General features: G+C 74.1%; 19 protein-coding genes. 8 read left to right on the top strand and 11 right to left on the bottom strand.

Annotation, left to right across the window (positions count from 1 at the left end):
- Nucleotides 1-106: 106 nt before the first annotated feature.
- The 6 genes from ACN27A_RS24670 to ACN27A_RS24645 all read left to right on the top strand — a co-directional run bounded on the left by ACN27A_RS24670 (nt 107) and on the right by ACN27A_RS24645 (nt 4095).
- Entirely contained in the window at nt 107-502 is a 396-nt protein-coding gene (locus ACN27A_RS24670; RefSeq protein WP_421457016.1) for a hypothetical protein, read from the top strand.
- 206 nt (nt 503-708) lie between these two features.
- Nucleotides 709-1527 carry a hypothetical protein gene (locus ACN27A_RS24665; RefSeq protein ID WP_421457015.1) on the top strand — a complete coding sequence of 273 codons (819 nt, stop codon included), beginning with the start codon at nt 709-711 and terminating at the stop codon, nt 1525-1527.
- 46 nt (nt 1528-1573) lie between these two features.
- Nucleotides 1574-1906, top strand: coding sequence for a DUF1232 domain-containing protein (locus tag ACN27A_RS24660; RefSeq protein WP_421457014.1), 333 nt, complete (start codon nt 1574-1576; stop codon nt 1904-1906).
- A gap of 31 nt (nt 1907-1937) precedes the next feature.
- Complete coding sequence (locus ACN27A_RS24655; RefSeq protein ID WP_132231872.1) at nt 1938-2345, top strand: pyridoxamine 5'-phosphate oxidase family protein; 408 nt, start codon at nt 1938-1940, stop codon at nt 2343-2345.
- 298 nt (nt 2346-2643) lie between these two features.
- Complete coding sequence (locus ACN27A_RS24650; RefSeq protein ID WP_421457013.1) at nt 2644-3315, top strand: C39 family peptidase; 672 nt, start codon at nt 2644-2646, stop codon at nt 3313-3315.
- 177 nt (nt 3316-3492) lie between these two features.
- Entirely contained in the window at nt 3493-4095 is a 603-nt protein-coding gene (locus ACN27A_RS24645; RefSeq protein WP_421457012.1) for a hemerythrin domain-containing protein, read from the top strand.
- A 132-nt stretch (nt 4096-4227) separates the two neighbouring features.
- Here the strand turns inward: ACN27A_RS24645 and ACN27A_RS24640 are convergent, their stop codons facing one another.
- The 3 genes from ACN27A_RS24640 to ACN27A_RS24630 all read right to left on the bottom strand — a co-directional run bounded on the left by ACN27A_RS24640 (nt 4228) and on the right by ACN27A_RS24630 (nt 6051).
- Entirely contained in the window at nt 4228-4464 is a 237-nt protein-coding gene (locus ACN27A_RS24640) for a ferredoxin (RefSeq protein ID WP_132231878.1), read from the bottom strand.
- Between the two features lie 4 nt (nt 4465-4468).
- Nucleotides 4469-5671, bottom strand: a complete 1203-nt coding sequence (locus ACN27A_RS24635; protein WP_421457011.1) for a cytochrome P450 — start codon at nt 5669-5671, stop codon at nt 4469-4471.
- Nucleotides 5672-5868: 197 nt separating this feature from the next.
- A complete protein-coding gene (locus ACN27A_RS24630) occupies nt 5869-6051 on the bottom strand; it encodes an antitoxin (RefSeq protein WP_421457010.1) in 183 nt (60 codons plus the stop codon).
- A 201-nt stretch (nt 6052-6252) separates the two neighbouring features.
- Between ACN27A_RS24630 and ACN27A_RS24625 the strand changes: the two genes are divergently transcribed.
- Nucleotides 6253-7377 carry an AI-2E family transporter gene (locus tag ACN27A_RS24625; protein ID WP_421457009.1) on the top strand — a complete coding sequence of 375 codons (1125 nt, stop codon included), beginning with the start codon at nt 6253-6255 and terminating at the stop codon, nt 7375-7377.
- Between the two features lie 19 nt (nt 7378-7396).
- Here the strand turns inward: ACN27A_RS24625 and ACN27A_RS24620 are convergent, their stop codons facing one another.
- Nucleotides 7397-8056, bottom strand: coding sequence for a dienelactone hydrolase family protein (locus ACN27A_RS24620; protein ID WP_421457008.1), 660 nt, complete (start codon nt 8054-8056; stop codon nt 7397-7399).
- A 169-nt stretch (nt 8057-8225) separates the two neighbouring features.
- Between ACN27A_RS24620 and ACN27A_RS24615 the strand changes: the two genes are divergently transcribed.
- Nucleotides 8226-8405 carry a hypothetical protein gene (locus ACN27A_RS24615; protein WP_132231888.1) on the top strand — a complete coding sequence of 60 codons (180 nt, stop codon included), beginning with the start codon at nt 8226-8228 and terminating at the stop codon, nt 8403-8405.
- A gap of 74 nt (nt 8406-8479) precedes the next feature.
- Here ACN27A_RS24615 and ACN27A_RS24610 read toward each other — a convergent pair whose 3' ends face one another.
- The 7 genes from ACN27A_RS24610 to ACN27A_RS24580 all read right to left on the bottom strand — a co-directional run bounded on the left by ACN27A_RS24610 (nt 8480) and on the right by ACN27A_RS24580 (nt 18646).
- Nucleotides 8480-10852, bottom strand: coding sequence for a glycoside hydrolase family 65 protein (locus ACN27A_RS24610; RefSeq protein ID WP_421457007.1), 2373 nt, complete (start codon nt 10850-10852; stop codon nt 8480-8482).
- The gene (locus ACN27A_RS24605) at nt 10849-11601 is read right to left on the bottom strand and encodes an HAD-IA family hydrolase (RefSeq protein ID WP_421457006.1); all 753 of its coding nucleotides are present in this window, start codon (nt 11599-11601) and stop codon (nt 10849-10851) included. The genes ACN27A_RS24610 and ACN27A_RS24605 overlap by 4 nt, the downstream gene beginning before the upstream one ends.
- 61 nt (nt 11602-11662) lie before the next feature.
- Nucleotides 11663-12127 carry a DUF4442 domain-containing protein gene (locus ACN27A_RS24600; RefSeq protein ID WP_421457005.1) on the bottom strand — a complete coding sequence of 155 codons (465 nt, stop codon included), beginning with the start codon at nt 12125-12127 and terminating at the stop codon, nt 11663-11665.
- A 58-nt stretch (nt 12128-12185) separates the two neighbouring features.
- Complete coding sequence (locus ACN27A_RS24595) at nt 12186-13484, bottom strand: ABC transporter ATP-binding protein (protein WP_421457004.1); 1299 nt, start codon at nt 13482-13484, stop codon at nt 12186-12188.
- 134 nt (nt 13485-13618) lie between these two features.
- Nucleotides 13619-15880: a bifunctional glycosyltransferase/CDP-glycerol:glycerophosphate glycerophosphotransferase gene (locus ACN27A_RS24590; protein WP_421457003.1), complete on the bottom strand. Its 2262-nt coding sequence runs from the start codon at nt 15878-15880 to the stop codon at nt 13619-13621.
- A 16-nt stretch (nt 15881-15896) separates the two neighbouring features.
- Nucleotides 15897-17903 carry a DUF5941 domain-containing protein gene (locus ACN27A_RS24585; protein ID WP_421457002.1) on the bottom strand — a complete coding sequence of 669 codons (2007 nt, stop codon included), beginning with the start codon at nt 17901-17903 and terminating at the stop codon, nt 15897-15899.
- Nucleotides 17900-18646: an ABC transporter ATP-binding protein gene (locus ACN27A_RS24580; RefSeq protein WP_421457001.1), complete on the bottom strand. Its 747-nt coding sequence runs from the start codon at nt 18644-18646 to the stop codon at nt 17900-17902. The genes ACN27A_RS24585 and ACN27A_RS24580 overlap by 4 nt, the downstream gene beginning before the upstream one ends.
- Between the last annotated feature and the right edge of the window lie 2 nt (nt 18647-18648).

Genomic DNA, 18648 nt, shown 5'->3' with positions numbered 1-18648 from the left:
CGGTCGCACCCGTCCGACGATCCTTTTCGGACATCGTGTCGGCGGTCACCCGATCCCGGGTCGTCGGTGCGCTGCACGAGCCCGGCCCGGGCGATAGGTTGGACGGGTGCCCTCCGTAGCGTCCGTCGACCCGTTCTGGTCGATGACGCTGCGCTCCCTGCGTGAGCTGACCCGGCTGGCGGTCGCCGCGCTGGTGCTCGCCGTGGGCCTCGGCGGCGCGACCGCCGCACCGGCACCGTTCGCCGCCGGCCCGGCCGCCGTCACCGCCCCCGTTCCGGCCGCCGTCACGGCCGCTGGTCCCGCCGTCGCGGGCGCCCGGCTCACCCCACCGCTGTCGCGCCGCGAGCCGGTGGCCGAGCGGGCAGACGGCTTCGCCGCCCCGCCGGCGGTCCGGCGCGACGACACTCCGGCCGCCGCCGCCGTGGCGCTCGCCCGCCCGGACGGCCCCGCCCGCGACCCCGGCAGGGGCGTCCCCGCCCGGCGCGGTCCGCCCGCCGCCTGAACCGTCGGCCACCGGCTCCGCATCCCGGGCGACGGACCGCGACGGACCGCCGGCACGCGCGTCCGTCCGCCCCGTGCCCCGGCAAACACCCGTCGCCGGAGCGGCCACCGCCGCGGTACGCCCGCACGCGCGCCCACGATGCCCACCCGCCCGTACGCCGGGCACAGACCCTGTCGATTCCCTCGATCGACCGCGAGGTGCTGACCATGGAAAACGTGTTCTCCTCCGTCCTGCTCGACGTGCCCCGGGCCGCCGTGATCTGGCTGAGCCTGCTCGGGGTCGTCGCCGTCACCGTGGCCGGCCTGCTGCTGCGTCCCGGCCGCCTCCGCTTCGACGCCGGCTCCCGCATCCGGCGCGCCGCGATGCCGAGCGAGTTGGAACGGGTCGAGGAGGAGCGCGAACGTTCCCGGTACGCGGGGGAGGTCTCGGTCGCCGCCGAACGGGCCGCCACCACCGCCGCCCGCCTGCGGGCCGAGTGGCTGACCGCGCAGGAGGAGGTCGAGGCGGCCTGGCAGGCGTACGAGGCCGCCGAGGCGGACGTGCGCCGGCTGGCGGTCGCCGAGGCGATGCCCCTTCCGCGTACCGTCCGGACGCCCGCCGAGTACGCCGAGCGCGAGCGCTTCCTGCACCGGGCCGCCCTCGACGCGTACTGGCGCAAGGAGTTGTCGGTCGAACAGCTCAGCGACGTCTTCGCGCACCGCGACGGGTGGGACCCCCGGCTGCACCCGGTCGAGCAGGAACTGGTGCTGCGCCGGGCGGTACGCGACAACCTGCTCGCCCGGCAGCGGGCGGCCCGGGAGCGGGAGCAGGCGGCGTGGCGGGCGGCCGAGAACGCCGCCGAGGCGGCGCGCAGCCTGCGGGACGAGGCGTTCGCCGCGGTCAACCGCCGTCCCGAGGAGTCGCAGTCGCTGCTGCCGCTGGTCGAGGGGGCCGGGGCGGCGGAGCAGACCCGGGAGTTCCCGGCGCTGACCGGCCGCGAGGTGCCGTCGGTGGCCCGGGGCCGCGCGGCGGTTCCCGCGTACTGACCGGCATGGCCGGGCGGAACCGGTCCCGCTGGGCTAGCGTGACGGCATGTCCAGGGAGGCGTGGATCGTCGTCGGAGTCGTGGCGGTCGTCACGTTGGTCGGCGCGGTGGTGCTGGCCGTCCGCGTGATCCGCACCCGCCGCCTGCTCGGCACGCTCGGCCTGAACGGCAAGCTCGCCTTCTACGGGGCGCTGCTCTACACCGTCCTGCCGATCGACCTGCTTCCCGACCCCATCTACCTGGACGACATGGCGGTGCTGACCGGCGCGCTGCTCTACCTGGGCCGGCTGGTCCGGCAGCGCCGCGCCGCGAACGCGCCGCTGCCCGGGGCACCCGACGCGCCGTCCGGCGCCGACCGGGCGAGCCGTCGCGTGCCATGATCGGCGCCGCACCGCGAGACAGGGGACGGACATGCCCGGTGACCATCGGTTGGCGCCCCACGACGAGCGGGTCGTGGCGTTCTGCCGGGAACGGCATCTGGCCACGTTGACCACTCTGCGCCCGGACGGCACCCCGCACGTCGTCCCGGTGGGGGTCACCTTCGACGCGTCGACCGGGCTGGCCCGCGTCATCACCGGCGGCGCGTCCCGCAAGGCCCGGCACGTCGCCGCCGCCGGCCCCGGGGGCGCCCCGGTGGCCGTCTGCCACGTCGACGGGCGGCGCTGGCTCACCATCGAGGGGCGGGCCGTCGTGCGCTCCGACCGGCCGGCCGTCGCCGAGGCCGAGCGCCGGTACGCCGAGCGCTACCGGACGCCCCGCCCGAACCCGGACCGGGTGGTCATCGAGATCGCAGTTACGCGCCTGCTGGGCAGCCTGTGACCGGTTGACCGGTTCGTCCCGTCCCGCGTCACCCGCGTACGTCTGACCGGTCCGGGGTGTGACGCGGCGCATCCGTACGCCGGAATCCTGCCGCCCGTGGCCCGGTTGAACCTCGACGTGCGGCCGGTGCACCCCCGGCCGCGGGCCCGGAATGCCCACCGGAGCAGGGCCGTTGCATCCCTGAGTACGCCCGTGGGCCGACCGCCCCGGGCCGTCGAATTCCCCGAGCCGAGCGCCTCTCCCGGTGCTGCGCGCCCCGGTCCCCCCGGCGGCGCCGACCCCCGATTGGAGCCCGACCATGAATCCGATCGTCCAGAAGAGCGGTCTCTCCGTCGCCGGCCTGCTGGTGGCCGGCGGATGCCTCGCGGGTCCGGCGGTGACCGCCCAGGCGGCGCCGGCGGCGACCACCCCGGTCGGCGCGGTGCACACGGACGACCGCGCCGCCAAGGACGGCCGCGCCGACCGGCGTGCCGAGCGCGCCGTGGGCATCGAGTACCAGGCGCAGCCCAACTTCTACTACTGCGGTCCGGCCGCGACCCGGATCGCCCTGTCGGCGCTGGGCCGGGCGCTCCCCCAGGACGAGGTCGCGAAGAGGCTGGGCACCACCGAGGCCGGCACCGACTCGGCCCTGGACATCACCCGCGTGCTCAACGAGCTGACCGGCGGCGGGTACCGGACCACCGAGATCCCGGATCCGGTGGCCAGGCCGGAGCAGGTGGACCGGCTGCGGTCCGACGTCGTCGCGGCCCTCGACAGGGGCCGGCCGGTGGTGGCCAACATCAAGGGCACCGCGGTCGACACGGTCGGCAACCCGCACTCGTACGAGGGCGGGCACTACCTGACCGTGGTGGGCTACCGGGACGGCGGTGACCTGATCCGGATCGCCGACCCGGCCGCCCCCGAGGGCGAGTACTGGATGACCCTGGAGAAGGTCGCCAACTGGATCGCCGAGCGCGGCTACTCGTCCTGATCCGACCCGGCCGAGGGCCGGCCTCCTGCGGGGGCCGGCCCTTGGCCGTACCGGCGCGACGGGCGCGGCCGAGCACGGGACGCGGGTCGGCGACACATTGATGACCGGTGGGTTCGGCGGACGGTTCCCGGGTACCAGGCCCACAACCGACCGTTCCGCAACCGGTAAGGGGCAGACATGACCAACCCACAGGACATCAGGGGTCAGGACGTCGTGGACGTCCTGACCGCCGACCACCGTGAGGTCGAGGCACTCTTCGTGCAGTTGGAGAGCCGGCAGGGCACCCCCGAGCACCGCCGGCAGCTGGCCGACGTGGTGATCGCCGAGCTGGTCCGGCACGCCGTCGCCGAGGAGATGCACGTCTATCCGACCGCCCGCAAGGCGCTGCCGGACGGCGACCAGCTCGCCGAGCACGAGATCTCCGAGCACGCCGACGCCGAGCGGACCATGAAGGAGCTGGAGTCGGTCGACCCGTCCGACCCGCGCTTCGACGAGCTGCTGGCGCACCTGACGAGCACGATCCGGCACCACGTCAAGGACGAGGAGTCGGACCTCTTCCCCCGCCTGCGCGCCGCGGTCGCCACCGAGGAGATGGTCGAGCTGGCCGGCAAGGTGGAGGCGACCAAGAAGACCGCCCCGACCCGGCCGCACCCGGCTGCGCCCGACCGGCCGCCGGCGAACCGGCTGCTCAACCCCGGCGCCGGCCTGGTGGACCGGATGCGGGACGCGCTGAGCGGCCGCGTCACGTCGACGGCGGAGCTGGGCCAGAAGCAGCGCTGACCGTCCCCGCTCATGGTGGCCACGCCCGGCCCGGGGCGTGGCCACCGGCATGTCAGCGGGCCGGCGCGGAGGGCGACCACCGGGCGGGCCACGCGACCCGCCCGGCCATGCCTCCGGCAGGACCCGCCCGGCTCAGGTCTCCGGGGCGATCCGGCGCAGGCCGTCCGCCTCGGACACGATGACCGCCTCCATCGGACAGGAGTCCGCGGCGTCCACCAACGCGTCGTCGGGCGCCACCCGCTCGGCCAGCGGGCGGGCCAACCCGTCCACCAGCACGAAGTGCCTCGGCGCGGTGCCTGCGCAGATTCCCGACCCGATGCACCGCGTCGGGTCCACGTGTACGCGCCACTGCTCGTCCGTCGCACTCATCCGTTCACCAACTCACCGGCATGGCGACGAGCCCCCGGACCAGCAGGCCGCTCTTCCAGGTCAGCTCGGATTCCGGCACGGCCAGCCTCAGGTCGGGCGTGCGGGCGATCAGCGTCTCCAGGACGACCTGGAGCTCCATCCGGGCGAGCTGTGCGCCGACGCAGTGGTGCACCCCGTGCCCGAAGCCGAGGTGGGGGTTGACCTGCCGGGTCAGGTCGAGCCGGTCCGCGTCGGCGAAGACCGTCTCGTCCCGGTTGGCCGACGAGATCGACACCACCACCGGCTCGCCGGCCCGTACCAGCACGCCGCCGACCTCGATGTCCTCCGTGGCGTAGCGGGCGAAGGCCGAGGACGCGCCGAGCGGCACGTACCGCATCAGCTCCTCGACGGCAGCCGGCACCAGGTGCGGCCGCGACCGTAGCCGGGCCCACTCGTCCGGGTGGGTCAGCAGGGCGTACACGAAGTTGGGGATCTGGGTCACCGTCGTCTCGTGCCCTGCCGCGAGCAACCCGGCGGCCAGGCGCACGACCTCGTCCTCCGCGAGCCGGTCGTCGGCGTCCCGGGCCCGGACCATCGCGCCGATCAGGTCGTCGGTGGGTTGCTCGCGCCGCCGCGCGATCAGCTCGCCCATGTACGCGAGGAGACTGTCGATGTACTCCTGGGCCTGCTCCGGGTTCAGCGAGGTGGTCGACACGATCGCCTCGGACCAGGTGTGGAAGCGGTCCTGGTCGGCCACGGGGACGCCGAGCAGGTCGCAGATGACCCGGATCGGCAGCGGGGTGGCCAGGTGCTCCACCAGGTCTGCCGGCGGACCGGCCGCGAGCATGCCGTCCACCAGCTCGTGGGCCACCTCCCTGGTCCGGGGTCGCAGCTCCTCCACCCGGCGGGCGGTGAACGCCTTCGCCACCAGGCGACGCAGCCGGGTGTGCTCCGGCGGGTCCATCGACAGGATCCCGCCCTCCTGCTGTCGCGGCGAGTTGCGGGGCTCGTCCCGGTCCACCGAGGCGGCCCGGCTGAACCGCGCGTCGCCGAGCACGGTGCGGACGTCGGCGTGCCGGGTGGCGAGCCAGGCCGGCTCGCCGAACGGCATCTGGATCCGGGTGAGCGGTTCCTCCCGGCGCAGCCGGGCGTAGCGCGGGTCGAGGTTGAGCCGGTCGGGGTCGCTGAACGGATAACGGTGGGCGGTCGTCTCGGGGGCCTCGGTCACCGGATGACTTCCTCTCGTCACGGCGCCCCAAGGGGAGGGCGCCGGTCCGGTCGGGGATGACTCCACTTTGCGTCATGTTCCGACTGCGGATAGTAGCGAGAGTGGTCGATCCTTGGCTAGCGGTACGCGTCGATCCGTCAGGAAGCAGTCGTCCCGGGTCACCTGCGTGCGCGGCGACCCGGGACGCTACGAGGGGTTCAGCGGACCTGGTCGCCTTCGCCGGTGCGCGCCTGGGCCTGGTCGACGCCCTTGTCGATCTGCTCGTCGTACTTGCCGCCCGTGCGCTCGTCGGCCATGTCGCCGCCCTTCTCCAGGCCCTTGTCGACCTGCTCGTCGTGCTTGTCGGCGAAGTCCTTGGCCTTGTCCATGAAGTCGCTCATCGGGTCCTCCTCGAAGCCGGTTCCGATCTCTGCCTTCCCTGGGCCCGAGGGCTCAAACGCGACGGAGCAGCAGCCCGGGGGCGTTCGGGAAACGGGTGGTCGCCCCCGACGCCCCGGCCGCCCATCTAGCGTGAAAGGGGACGCGGGTGTCGGAGGGACGCCGGCCGGGTACCGACTCGCCGGAGATCGAGGAGGGCCGACGTGGTCGCAGACGATGCCGGGCGTACGCCCGAGGGAACGCCCGGCCGGGGCGCCGGCTCCCGACAGACCTGGGCCGCGCTCCCCTGGCTGGTCCGCTCGGCCGTGGTGTGGAGCGCCTGCCTGGTGGTGATCGTCGCCGGGCTGTACCTGCTGGGGAAGATCGCGGTGCTGCTCGCGCCGCTGGCCATCGCGCTGGCCGTCACCATCTTCCTCACCGCGCTGCTCGACCCGGTGCAGCTCGCGCTGCGCCGGCTCCGTCTGCCCGCCGCCCTGGCCGCCCTGCTCACCGTACTGCTGCTGCTCGGGCTGCTGTTCGGCGTCGGCGCGCTGGTGTGGAGCCTCACCGCCAACCAGTTCAGCGAGTTGAGCGACGAGCTGGGGCAGGGCCTGCAACGGACCCGGGACTTCGTGACCTCGACGCTGCCGGTCAGCGACGCTCAGCTCGACCAGCTGCTCGACCAGGCCCGCCAGGGGCTCGGGCAGGGCACGGTCGACCCGGTCTCCGGCGCCAGGACGGCCGCGGAGGTGCTCGGCTCGGCACTGCTCGCGCTCGTCCTGCTGTTCTTCCTGCTCAAGGACGGCAGGTCCATGTGGCGCTGGACGCTGTCCCGCACGACCGGGCCGAACCGGGAGGTGACCGCCGAGGCCGGCCGGACGGGTTGGCGGACGCTCGGCGCGTACACCCGGGGCACGATGCTGATCGCCGCGATCGACGCGATCGGCATCGGCCTGGCGCTGGTGGTGCTCCGGGTGCCGCTGGCCTTCCCGCTCGCGCTCATCACCTTCTTCGGCGGCTTCATCCCGATCATCGGGGCGACCGTGGCCGGCGCCGTGGCGGTGCTGGTCGCGCTCGCGGCGAAGGGGCCGGTGACCGCACTGCTCGTCCTCGCCGCCGTGATCACCGTCCAGCAGGTCGAGGGCAACCTGCTGGAGCCGCTGGTCATGAAGCGTCAGGTGCGCCTGCACCCGGCGGTGATCCTGGTGGCGGTGACCGCCGGCACCCTGATCGCCGGCATCGCCGGGGCCTTCGTCTCGGTGCCGATCACCGCCGTCGTCTGGCGGGTGATCGACACCATCCAGCAACACCGCCAGCGCCCGACGCCCGCGCCCCCGACCCTCGCCTGACCACCTGCCGGGTGGGTCCTCAGTGCGGGGCGGGGAGGTGGGTGGTGAACCAGTCGGCGGCACTGTGCGCCACCTGTTCCAGGGTGCCGGGCTCCTCGAAGAGGTGGGTCGCCCCCGGGATCACCGTCAGCTCGGCCGTGTCCGGCAGCGCCTCCTGGGCCTGCTCGTTGAGCGCGATCACCTGCTCGTCCAGGCCGCCGACCAGCAGCAGCGTGGGCGCGCGCACCTGATCGAGCGCGGCGCCGGCCAGGTCGGGACGGCCGCCCCGGGAGACCACCGCGCCGACGAGGTCCGGCCGGGCCGCCGCCGCCACCAGGGCGGCGGCGGCCCCGGTGCTGGCCCCGAACAACCCGATCGGCACGGCGCCGAGGGGTCGCTCCGCCGCCAGCCAGTCCACGATCGCCGCGAGCCGCCGGGCGAGCAGGGGGATGTCGAAGCGCAGCTCGGCGGTACGGGCGTCCACCTGGTCCTCCGCCGGCGTCAGCAGGTCGACCAGCACGGTGCCGAGGGCACTGCGGTTGAGCACGTGCGCCACGGCCGTGTTGCGCGGGCTGTGCCGGGAACTGCCGCTGCCGTGTGCGAAGAGCACCACGCCGGCCGGCTCCGCCGGGACCAGCAGGTCGGCCGGAAGTTCGGCGTCCCCCGCCGGGATCGCCACCGCGCTGCTGCGCACGTCCATCTCGCCTCCGTACGTCCTCGGTCGTCCCCGTTCCGGCCGCATACCCGTCCCCGGCGCCGGCAAGCGGCCCCGGCGCCCCCCGCGTTTGTCGCCGAGGGGCCCGGGTAGGCGTCGGGTGACCGCAGACCGTACCGGCGCAGCCGCGCCCCGACGGATCGCGAGGATCGCCATGGCCCAGCAGCAGCGGGAGACCCGGCAGCAGACCACCGACCGGGACCGGCGGGAACAGGACACCGAACGCGGCCGGGACTGGGCGGACGACGCCGCCCAGGCGCGCACGGCCGACGACCCGCGGGCGATGGCGCCCCGCGACGCGGCGGACCGCCCGTCACAGGGCAGGCCGCTCTGACCGGACGCCGCCGGGCGACCGGCACAGGTCCTACGCCGTTGGCCCGCCGTCGTCGACGGCGGGCCGGCGGTCGGTCACGGCTCGTTCTCGGGCAGGCGGAGCAGGGGAGCCCGGCCGGGGGCCTGCTCCGGGACAGGGCCCGACACCTCCGCCGCAGGGATCGGCATCGTCACCGGCTCCCCGCAGGTGACCCGGACCGGCTCGCCGTGGTGCCGCAACTCCAGCACGTCTCCCGGGTCGCCGTGGCGCAGCGCGTACGTGGTCTGGTGCGGCCGGACGTCGACCCGCAGCCGCATCCCGCGCCACTGGAGGGAGAACTCCAGCCGCCCGAGGCGGCTCGACAGCCGCGGCGCGAAGGAGAGGTTGCCGTCGTGGTCGCGCAGCCCGCCGAACCCGCCCACCAGGGCGATCCACGCGCCGGCGAGCGAGGCCATGTGCACCCCGTCGCGGGTGTTCTCGTTGAGGTCGTGCAGGTCCATCAGCGCGGCCTCGCGCAGGTAGACGTGCGCCAGTTCGGGGTGTCCCACCTCGGCGGCCAGCACCGCCTGGGTGCACGCCGACAGCGAGGAGTCGCGCACCGTACGCCGCTCGTAGTAGAGGAAGTTGCGCAGCTTCTGCTCCGGCGTGAACGCGTCGCCGCGCCAGTGCATGGCCAGGACCAGGTCCGCCTGCTTGACGACCTGCTTGCGGTAGAGGTCGAAGTACGGGTAGTGCAGCAGCAGCGGGTACTTCTCCGGCGGCGTGTGCACGAAGTCCCATTCCTGGAGCCGGGTGAAGCCCTCCACCTGTTCGTGGACGTCGATCTCCTCGTCGTACGGGATGTGCATGGACGCCGCCGCGTCCCGCCAGGCTGCCGCCTCCTCGTCGGTCACGCCGAGGTGGAACGCCTCGTCCCGGTAGCGCATCACCGCGTCGGCCGCGCTGATCAGGTTCCGCTGCGCCATCAGGTTGGTGTAGATGTTGTCGTTCTTCACCGCCGTGTACTCGTCGGGGCCGGTGACCCCGTCGATGTGGAACTGGCCGTGCCGGTCGTGGTGACCCAGCGACCGCCACAGCCGGGCGGTCTCCACCAGCAGCTCCAGCCCGATCTCGCGTTCCAGCTCGGTGTCCTGGGTGACCTGGACGTAGCGCCGCAGCGCGTCGGCGACGCCGGCCGCGATGTGGAAGGCGGCGGTGCCGGCCGGCCAGTACCCCGACGACTCCGGCCCCTCGATGGTGCGCCAGGGGAACGCCGCGCCCTCCAGGTTGAGCGTCCGGGCCCGCTCGCGCGCGGCGGCCAGGGTGCCGTGCCGCCAGTGCAGCGCGTCCCGCACGGCGGCCGGTTGGGTGTAGGTGAGCACCGGCAGGACGAACATCTCCGTGTCCCAGAACGCGTGCCCGTCGTACCCCGGACCGGTCAGGCCCTTCGCGGCGATGGGCCGCCGCTCCGCCCGGGAGCCGGCCTGCAGGACGTGGAACATGCCGAACCGGACGGCCTGCTGGATCTCCGGGTCGCCCTCCACCACCACGTCGGCGGCGTCCCAGAACTCGTCGAGGTATTCGCGCTGCTCGCGGAGGAGCCCGTCCCAGCCGTCGATCCGCGCCCCCGTCAGGGCGGCCTCGACCTGGTCGCGCATCGCCGGCAGCGACCGGCGGCTCGACCAGCCGTACGCGAGGTACTTGACCACGCGCAGCGTCTCGCCGGGCTGGAGCACGCACCCGATCGTGGTACGCACCCAGTCCTCGTACCCCTCGGACTGGCTGGTCGTGCGCCCCGGGGCGTACACCTCGTGTTCCATGGCGGCGGCCACCCGCAGGCCGGAGACCTTGGTGCGGTGGATCAGCAGCCCGCCGTCGGCGGTGGTGAGTTCCTCCTCGGCCTGCAACGGCGACTCCAGCACGGCCGCGACCCGCGGGTCCCCGCTCTGCGCGGGCAGCGCCTCGTTCGCCACGAGTTCCGACTGGAGGATCAGCCGCAGCGGGCCGTGCACCGCCTCGACCTCGTAGCTGATCGCGGCGACGGCGCGCTGGGTGAACGAGACGAGCCGGGTGCTGCGGACCTTGATCTCGCGGCCGGCCGGGGAGCGCCAGTGCAGTTCGCGGTGCAGGGTGCCGGCGCGCAGGTCGAGGACCCGTTCGTGGGCGAGGAGCTCGCCGTAGCGGACGTCGAGCGGCTCGTCGTCGACGAGCAGCCGGATCAGCTTGCCGTTGGTCACGTTGACGACGGTCTGGCCGGACTCGGGGAACCCGAAGCCGGCCTCGGCGTACGGCAGCGGGCGCAGCTCGTAGAAGGAGTTGAGGTACGTGCCGGGCAGGCCGTGGGGTTCCCCCTCGTCGAGGTTGCCGCGCAGCCCGACGTGCCCGTTGGAGAGGGCGAAGACCGACTCGGACTGGGCCAGGACGTCCATGTCCAGCCGGATCTCCCGGACGTGCCACGGCTCGACCGGATAGGCCCGTTCCCGGATCACGCGGTCTGCCCGGGGTCGAGCAGGTCGGCGAGGTCGGTGACCACGACGTCGGCGCCGTGGGCCAGCAGCTCGGCGGCCTGGCCGACCCGGTCCACCCCGATCACGTACCCGAACCCGCCGGCGCGGCCGGCGGCGACCCCGGCGAGGGCGTCCTCGAAGACGGCGGCGTTGCGCGGGTCGACCCCGAGCAGTCTCGCGCCGGCCAGGAACGTGTCCGGCTCGGGCTTGCCGCGCAGCCCCTCGGCGCGGGCGACGAGCCCGTCCACCCGCGCCTCCAGCAGCGGTTCCAGCCCGGCGGCGGCGACCACCTCCCGGCCGTTCGCGCTGGCCGTGACGACCGCCCGGCGCAGTCCGGCGGCACGCGCCGCCTGCAGATAGGCGACGGAGCCGGGGTAGACGTCCACGCCGTGGGTGCGCAGCCGCTCCAGCAGCAGCACGTTCTTGCTGTTGCCGACCCCGTTGACGGTGTCGGCGTCCGGCGGGTCGTCGGGCGACCCCTCGGGCAGCACGATGCCCCGGGAGGCGAGGAAGGTGCGCACCCCGTCGGCGCGCGGCCGGCCGTCGACGTAGCGGTTGTAGTCCGGCCCGGGGTCGAAGGGACGGAACTGTGCGCCGGTGGCGGCGGCGTGGCGGCGCAGGAAGGCGTCGAACGTCTCGGTCCACGCGGCGTTGTGCACCCGGGCGGTCTGCGTCAGCACACCGTCCAGATCGAAGAGACAGGCGGTCACGTGAGCAGGCAGGCCCAGCACGGTACGAATCTATCCAGACCTCCGCGCCCGTAAACCGCTTTCGGTCCGCTTGCCGCGCGGCTCAGTTCGGGCGCAGCGTCCAGACCACTGTCATCCCGCCGGTCGGCTTGCCCTCCTCGGTGGCGATCTCCACCTGGACCGGGAACTCCGGCCGGCGGCCGGACTCCAGCTCCGCGACCACCTCGGCGACCGGCCCGTCGAGGCGCGCGGTGGCCAGGACGGGGCCCATGGCCAGCTTCCGGTACGCGATCTCGGCCCGTACGGCCAGCGGCGTGGCCCGGTCGAGCAGCTGCCCGAACGCGGCCAGCACGACAGCGCCGGAGGCGGTCTCGCCGAGGGTGAACATGGCCCCGGCGTGCGGGCCGCCGACGTGGTTGTGGGTGGCCGGCGAGTCGGGCAGCCGGACGGTCACCCGTACCCCGCCCTCCGCCTCGGGGGCCACTTCGACGAATTCGATGCCGAGCGTACGGGCGAACGGCACAGCCTCCAACATGCCGGCCGCCACCTGGCGCGAGTCGATGGTCATGGCCCGACGTTACTAGCCGGTAACTTCCCCGACAAGCCCGCCCTTCCTTACACCTCCGTCAGCGCCAGCCGACGTCGATCCGGTCGCCGCGCTCGTCGAAGAAGTGCAGCGCGTCCATGCGTACGGAGACGGCCAGGGGGTGCCCGGCGGCGATCCCCGGGTACGGCGCGAGCCGGACCGCGAGCTCGGCGGGGCGCCGGTGGTGCCGGCCCGGGTCGTTGAGCACGCTGGTGCGGGTGGCGGCGACCGGGGCGGGCTCCTCCTCGGCGGCGCGCCCGGTCAGCCGCTGCATCACCTGCCCGAAGCGGCGCAGGCCGCGCTGGCCGGTGGGCGCCTCCTCGGTCCGGGTGCCCATCTCGTCCACCACGATCGCGGTGGCCCCGATGTCGAGGAAGGCGAGCGACTCGTGCCCGTGGTGCTCCAGATAGCGGATGCGGCCGTGCAGCACGGCGCCCTGGGCGTCCGGCGCGACCGGGGTGAGCGCCTCGGCCCGCATCCCGACCACGATCCGCTCGCCGTGGTAGTGCGCGACCGCCCGGCTGCGGATGTCGTCCCACGGCAGGTGGAGTGCCTGGTCGCCGAGGGTGAGGGTGACGTAGCGGTCGAGGTGGACGTAGACCGAGGCCTCCAGCAGGTTCATCCGCGGGCTGCCGAGGAACGCGGCCACGTAGAGGGTGGCCGGGCGGCCGTAGACCTGGGTGGGGGTGCCGACGTCCTGGAGGACGCCCTTGCGCATGATGGCGACCCGGTCTGCCATGGTCAGCGCCTCGGCCTGGTCGTGGGTGACGTAGATGGTGGTGACGCCCAGCTCCCGGGTCAGGCCGGAGATCTCGGCGCGCAGTTCGGCCCGGAGCCCGCTGTCGAGGTTCGACAGCGGCTCGTCCATCAGGAAGAGGCCCGGACGGCGCACGATCGCCCGGCCCATCGCGACCCGCTGGCGTTGCCCGCCGGAGAGCTGGCTGGGCTTGCGGCCGAGTACGTCGCCGATGCCGAGCGCGCTGGCCACGTCGGTGACCCGCTCGCCGCGCGGCTCGGGCTCCAACCCGGCCAGCTTGAGCGGGAAGGCGATGTTGTCGCCGACGGTCATGTGCGGGTAGAGCGCGAAGTCCTGGAAGACCATGGCGATCTTCCGGTCGCGCGGCGGCAGGTCGTTGGCCAGCTCGCCGTCGAGCATCACCGCGCCCGACGTCGGTTCCTCCAGCCCGGCCACCATCCGCAGCACCGTGGACTTCCCACAGCCCGACGGGCCGAGCAGCACCATGAACTCGCCGTCGTTGACGTCGAGATTGACGCTGTCGACGGCGAGGGTGCCGTCCCGGAACACCTTCGTGACATCCTTGAGTGCGACGGTTGTCACCGTGCCCTCCCCCCACCTCGTCGACCGAATCCCGAATGACTGTGACGAGGATCATGCGGTTCGCACATCGGGTAAACGTGCCATGTTCGGCTTGTGACGGCCCTGTGACGCCCACCCGCCGGGACGAGCCAGCGTCAACGGGGTCCGCCTCCCGCCTGCGACGCCGGGGCCAGCGCGCCGACTCCGCGCGCCGGCCGGGTGGCGGTGGCCGGTTCGCCGAGGAAGACCCGGCGGACCACCCGCTCGGCGGCGTGGCCGTCGTCGAGCGCGCAGAACCGGGCCCGGAACCGCTGCCGGGCCGAGCGCGCCGCCGCCGAGTCGACCCCGCCGGCGCGGAACAGGTCGAGCAGGTCGGCGAAGCTGGTGGCCACCGCGCCCGGCGGCTCCGCCGTCACGTCGAAGTAGACGCCCCGGGCCAGCCGGTACGCCTCCCAGTCGGGGGCGTAGACGACGATCGGCCGGTCGAGCACGGCGTAGTCGAACATCGCCGAGGAGTAGTCCGTGACCAGCACGTCCGCGACGAGGTAGAGGTCCTCCACGCGCGGATGGCCGCTGACGTCGCGTACCCGGTCCCGGTCGGCGGGGCGCCAGGCGCGTAGCTCCCGGTCGTGGAAGTAGTGGCTGCGGATCAGCAGCCGACCGGCCGGGCCGAGCACGTCGAGCAGCCGTTCCGGGTCGAACGGCGGCCGGTAGCCGGGCAGGTGCTCCCGGTGCGTCGGGGCGTACAGGACGACCCGTTCGCCGGGCCCGAGGCCGAGTTCGGCACGCAGCCGGCGCACCTCCCTGGCGGTCGCGGTGACCAGCCGGTCGTTGCGCGGGTAGCCGACCTCCAACGTGGTGTACGCGGCCGGGTACGCGCGCTCCCACATCTGCGTGGAGAAGCTGTTCGCGCTGACGCTGTAGTCCCACCGGTCCACCCGGCGCAGCAGCCCGGCGAAGTCCATCCCCACCGCGCCGACCGGGTAGCGCTGCTGGTCCAGGCCCATCACCTTCACCGGCGTGCCGTGGTGGGTCTGCACGTGCACCGTGCCCGGCCGCTTGCGGACGTGGTCCGGGAAGTTCACGTTGTTGACCAGCCACCGCGCCCGGGCAAGCGCCTGGTAGTACGCGGGCGTCCCGGCGACCACGTACGCGACGCCCTCGGGCACGGTGTGCACGCGGTCCCGCCGGACGATCCACACGCCGCGCACCTGCGGCGCCAGCCGCCGGGCCGCCTCGAAGATCGCGGCCGGGTTGTCCGAGTACCCCCGGTACCAGTAGGCCGCGTAGACGGCCAGCGTCTCATCGACCGGCCGGCGCAGCTCGGCCCGGTAGTACTCGCGCAGCAGGGCGTCCCGGGCCAGCCGGGCCGCGCGCCGGGCCGGGGGCGCGATCCGCCGCCTGGCGCTCCGCGCGGTACGCCGGGCGGCGTCCCGCGCGCGGTAGGCGGTGCGCAGCGCGCTGAAGGTACGCCAGCGCCCGGCGGCCACCAGCCGGTGCTTGAGCCCCTCCGCGCCCGCCGGGGCCGGATAGCCGCCGGGCGGCAGCCAGCGCGCGTGGTCGGCGGTGATCTGGGCGAAGAAGGCCGGCCGCAGCTCGGGGTCGATCCGTTCCCCGTTGCCGAGCACGCTCAGGTAGTGCCAGACCATCCGCTCGAACAGCGCGGGGCGCAGATCGTCGACCGCCGGCCCCCAGGCGTCCATCAGCCGGAACACCCGGTGCCACTGGTCGAAGACCTCGAAGTGCCGCTCGCCCCTGGTCCTGGTGATCGCCCCGGTGCGGCGCTGCCGGTAGTTGACGCAGACCCGGTCCAGCACGCCGATCCGCTCGGCGGCCATCAGGACGGGATAGCTGAACGAGACGTCCTCGTACCAGCCGGGGGCGAAGCGCAGCCCCTCCTCGATCAGGAACTGCCGGCGGACCAGCCGGTTCCAGGCGGTGTGCAGCAGCCGCAGCGTCTCGGGCCGGTCCCGCAGCCGGAAGGTCTCCTCGCCGGGCGGCTCCGGGAAGACCTCCGCCATCGCGCTGCGGCTGGTGGCGTCGTTCCAGTGCGTCCGGACGTGGTCGACCAGGAGCACGTCGGGGCGGGTGGCGCGGAGGCGGCCGACCACCTCGGAGAGGCACTCGGGGGCGAGCCAGTCGTCGCCGTCGACGAACCAGACGTACTCGCCGGCGGCCCGGTCCAGCCCGATGTTGCGGGCCGGACCGAGCCCCACGTTCTCCGTCAGCCGGACGGCGCGCATCCGCGGGTCGCGGGCCGCGTACTCGGTGAGGATCTCGCCGCTGTCGTCGGGCGAGCAGTCGTCGACGCCGATCACCTCGATGTCGGTGACGGGCTGCCCGAGGATGGAGTCGAGGCATTCGCGCAGGTAGCCCTGCACCCGGTAGGCCGGCACGACGAAGCTGATCAGTGTCATCGGCCGGCCCCTGTCGTCAGCCCGGCGAGCGACCTCCCGCGCCGACCAGGCCCACCGACGCCCGCGCGGCGCGGGCGGGCAGGACGACCCAGGCGAGGGCGACACTCCCCACGAAAACCACGAGAAGGTACGTACCGAGTGTAGCCATCCCGATACCCGCAAAACCGACGATCGCCGCCAGGGCCAGCAGCACCGAGCGGCCCTCCCAGCCCAGCGTGCCGCCGTGCAGCGGCGGGGCGGACTGCCGCTTCTCCAGCCGCGCGGTCAGGTCGTAGTGGTGCAGGGTCAGCACGAAGACGTACCCGAAGATCAGCCACGGCGGCACGTCGCCGACCACCCCGACCGCGATGGCGAACAGGAACTCGCCCGCCCGCAGCGCGGCCGGCACCAGCCAGTCCAGCGGCCCGGCGTGCGTCGCGCCCGCGCCGAGGCCGGCGACCAGCAGCACCAGCAGCGCGACCGGCACCGCCCACCGCGGGACCTCCGCCCCGTCGCGGGTCAGCAGCGCCGCCACCAGCAGCGCCGCCGGGCCCAGCGCCGCGACGACCGCCAGCGCCAGCGGGCCCACCGGCCGGAGCGCCGGCAGGAGCCGGGCAAGCGGCCCGTCGTCGCGGTACAGGGTGGCGTCGACCGTGTCCAGCACCGGCACCCGCATCCAGCGGGCCCGCAGCGTACGCAGCGCCCCGGTGTACGCGAAGGCCAGTACCCCCCAGGCCAGCACCGCGTACAGGCTGACCAGCGGGCCGAACAGCGCCACGGTGATCGCGATCAGCGCCCACCGCTCCCCGATCGGGAAGACCACCGTGCGCTTCAGCCAGTACGACACCGACCCCGTGTCGGCCTGCACCCGGTTGGAGGCGGCGTTCAGCTTGTCGCCGATGCCGCCGCCGGCGGTGCCGACCGCCTTCGGCCGGCGCGCCGCCTCGTCGTGCAGCACGCCGTACCAGGTGTCCGTCATGTGCCGGACGGTCTGGAGGGTGATCGCGGCGATCGCCAGCGCCCAGCCGTACCGGAAGCCGGCCTGGGTGGCCCCGTAGCCGAGGCCGGCGTAGACCACGTACTCCTTCGCCCGGTCGGCCATCGTGTCCAGCCAGCCGCCCCACGCGCTGAAGTGCCGGGTGTAGCGGGCGAGCTGGCCGTCCACGCAGTCCAGCACGAAGCCGAGGTAGAGCAGCACCGCCCCGGCGACCAGCGCCAGCCGGCCGCCCGTGCCGAAGAGCACGGCGGCGGCCACCGCGAAGGCCACCGAGATCATCGTGACGGCGGTCGGGCCGAGCCCGAGCTTCGCCGACGCCTTCGTCACGTACGGCGACCAGGTGCTGACGAAGAAGGTGGTGAAGAAGTCGTCCCGCTCCTTCACCGAGAGCTTCAGCTCGGCCCGGTCCTCGTCGACGGCGGCCACGGCCGCCTCCGCGGCGGCCAGCCCCGCCGGGTCGCCCACCCGGTGCGCCACGAGCAGGCGTACCCGCTGGGCGAAGGTCAGCACACCGAGCCCGGCGAGGCCGGCGAAGAGCCGGTCCACGGCGGGCCCGGCCGGCGGCGGCGCGGCGGCCGACGGCGCGCCGACGGGCACCACCCCGGCGGCGGTCGCGCGCGCGGCGGCGGCGAGCGACGGCAGGTCGTCGACGCCGACCCGCAGCGCGCCACCGAACACGCCGGTGGCTTCGCCGTCCAGCGCCTGCGCCGGTCCGGCCCCGACCACCTGGCCGCGCTCCTCGCGCACGGCCGTGTGGCCGTCGCCGGGCGGGTCGGTGAGCACCAGCGCGACCGTCGGCCCGACGGGGCTGGTGGCCAGGTGCCGCAGTACGGCGGTGTGCGCGACCAGGTCGGCGCCGGTGACGAGCACCGGCTGCGTGGCCGCGTCGACGAGGTCGGCCAGCTCGTCCAGGCCGGCGGCGTGGCGCACCTCGTGCGCCCCGGCACGCCGGAGCTGGTCGGCCAGCCGGTCGGCGAGGCGTTCGCCCGAGCGGGTCGGCAGGCTCGCGGCCGGGGCGTCGGCGGCGAGCACGATCGCGAGCGTCACCGCGGAACCGCGGCGTGGTACGCGTGCAGCGCCTCGGCGATCGTGCCGTCGACGCCCACCCGGCCCCCGTCGAGGTACAACCCCCGACGGCAGAACCGGGTCAGGTCCTTTTCGTTGTGTGACACCAGCACCAGAGTGCGCCCCTCCCCGAGCAGACGGTCGATCGTCGCATAACACTTCTTGCGGAACTCCTCGTCCCCGACCGCGGTCACCTCGTCCATGAGCAGGATCGGGTGCGGCAGGTGCGAGATGATGGCGAAGCCGAGCCGGACCTTCATGCCGGACGAGTAGTGCCGCACCGACGTGTCGACGGCCCGCTCCACCTGCTCGCCCGCGAACGAGACGATGTCGTCGAAGTGCCGCCGCAGGTAGCCCGACGGAAGCCCGTGCAGGCCGCCGACCAGGTAGAGGTTCTCCCGCCCGGTCAGGTCGTTGGAGAACCCGGCGGAGAGTTCCAGCAGCGGCGCGACGTCCCCGCGCACGCGGATCCGACCCTCGTCGGGGATGAGCACGCCGGCGATCAGCCGCAGCAGGGTGCTCTTGCCGGTGCCGTTGCGGCCGACCACGCCCACGGTCTCCCCGGCCCGGACCGAGAACGACACGTCCCGCAGCGGCCAGAACCGGCCGTCGTCGGCGCCGCGCCGCCCCCGGTGGATGAACACCTCCCGCAGCCGCAACTGCCGCCGCCGGTTGCGGACGAACCGGATGCCGAGCCCCTCCGCCTCGATGATCGGATCGGCCATCC

The sequence above is a fragment of the Micromonospora sp. WMMD737 genome, assembly GCF_049179055.1.
GTDB lineage: Bacteria > Actinomycetota > Actinomycetes > Mycobacteriales > Micromonosporaceae > Micromonospora > Micromonospora reichwaldensis.
This window is presented reverse-complemented; position numbering and strand designations above follow the sequence as displayed.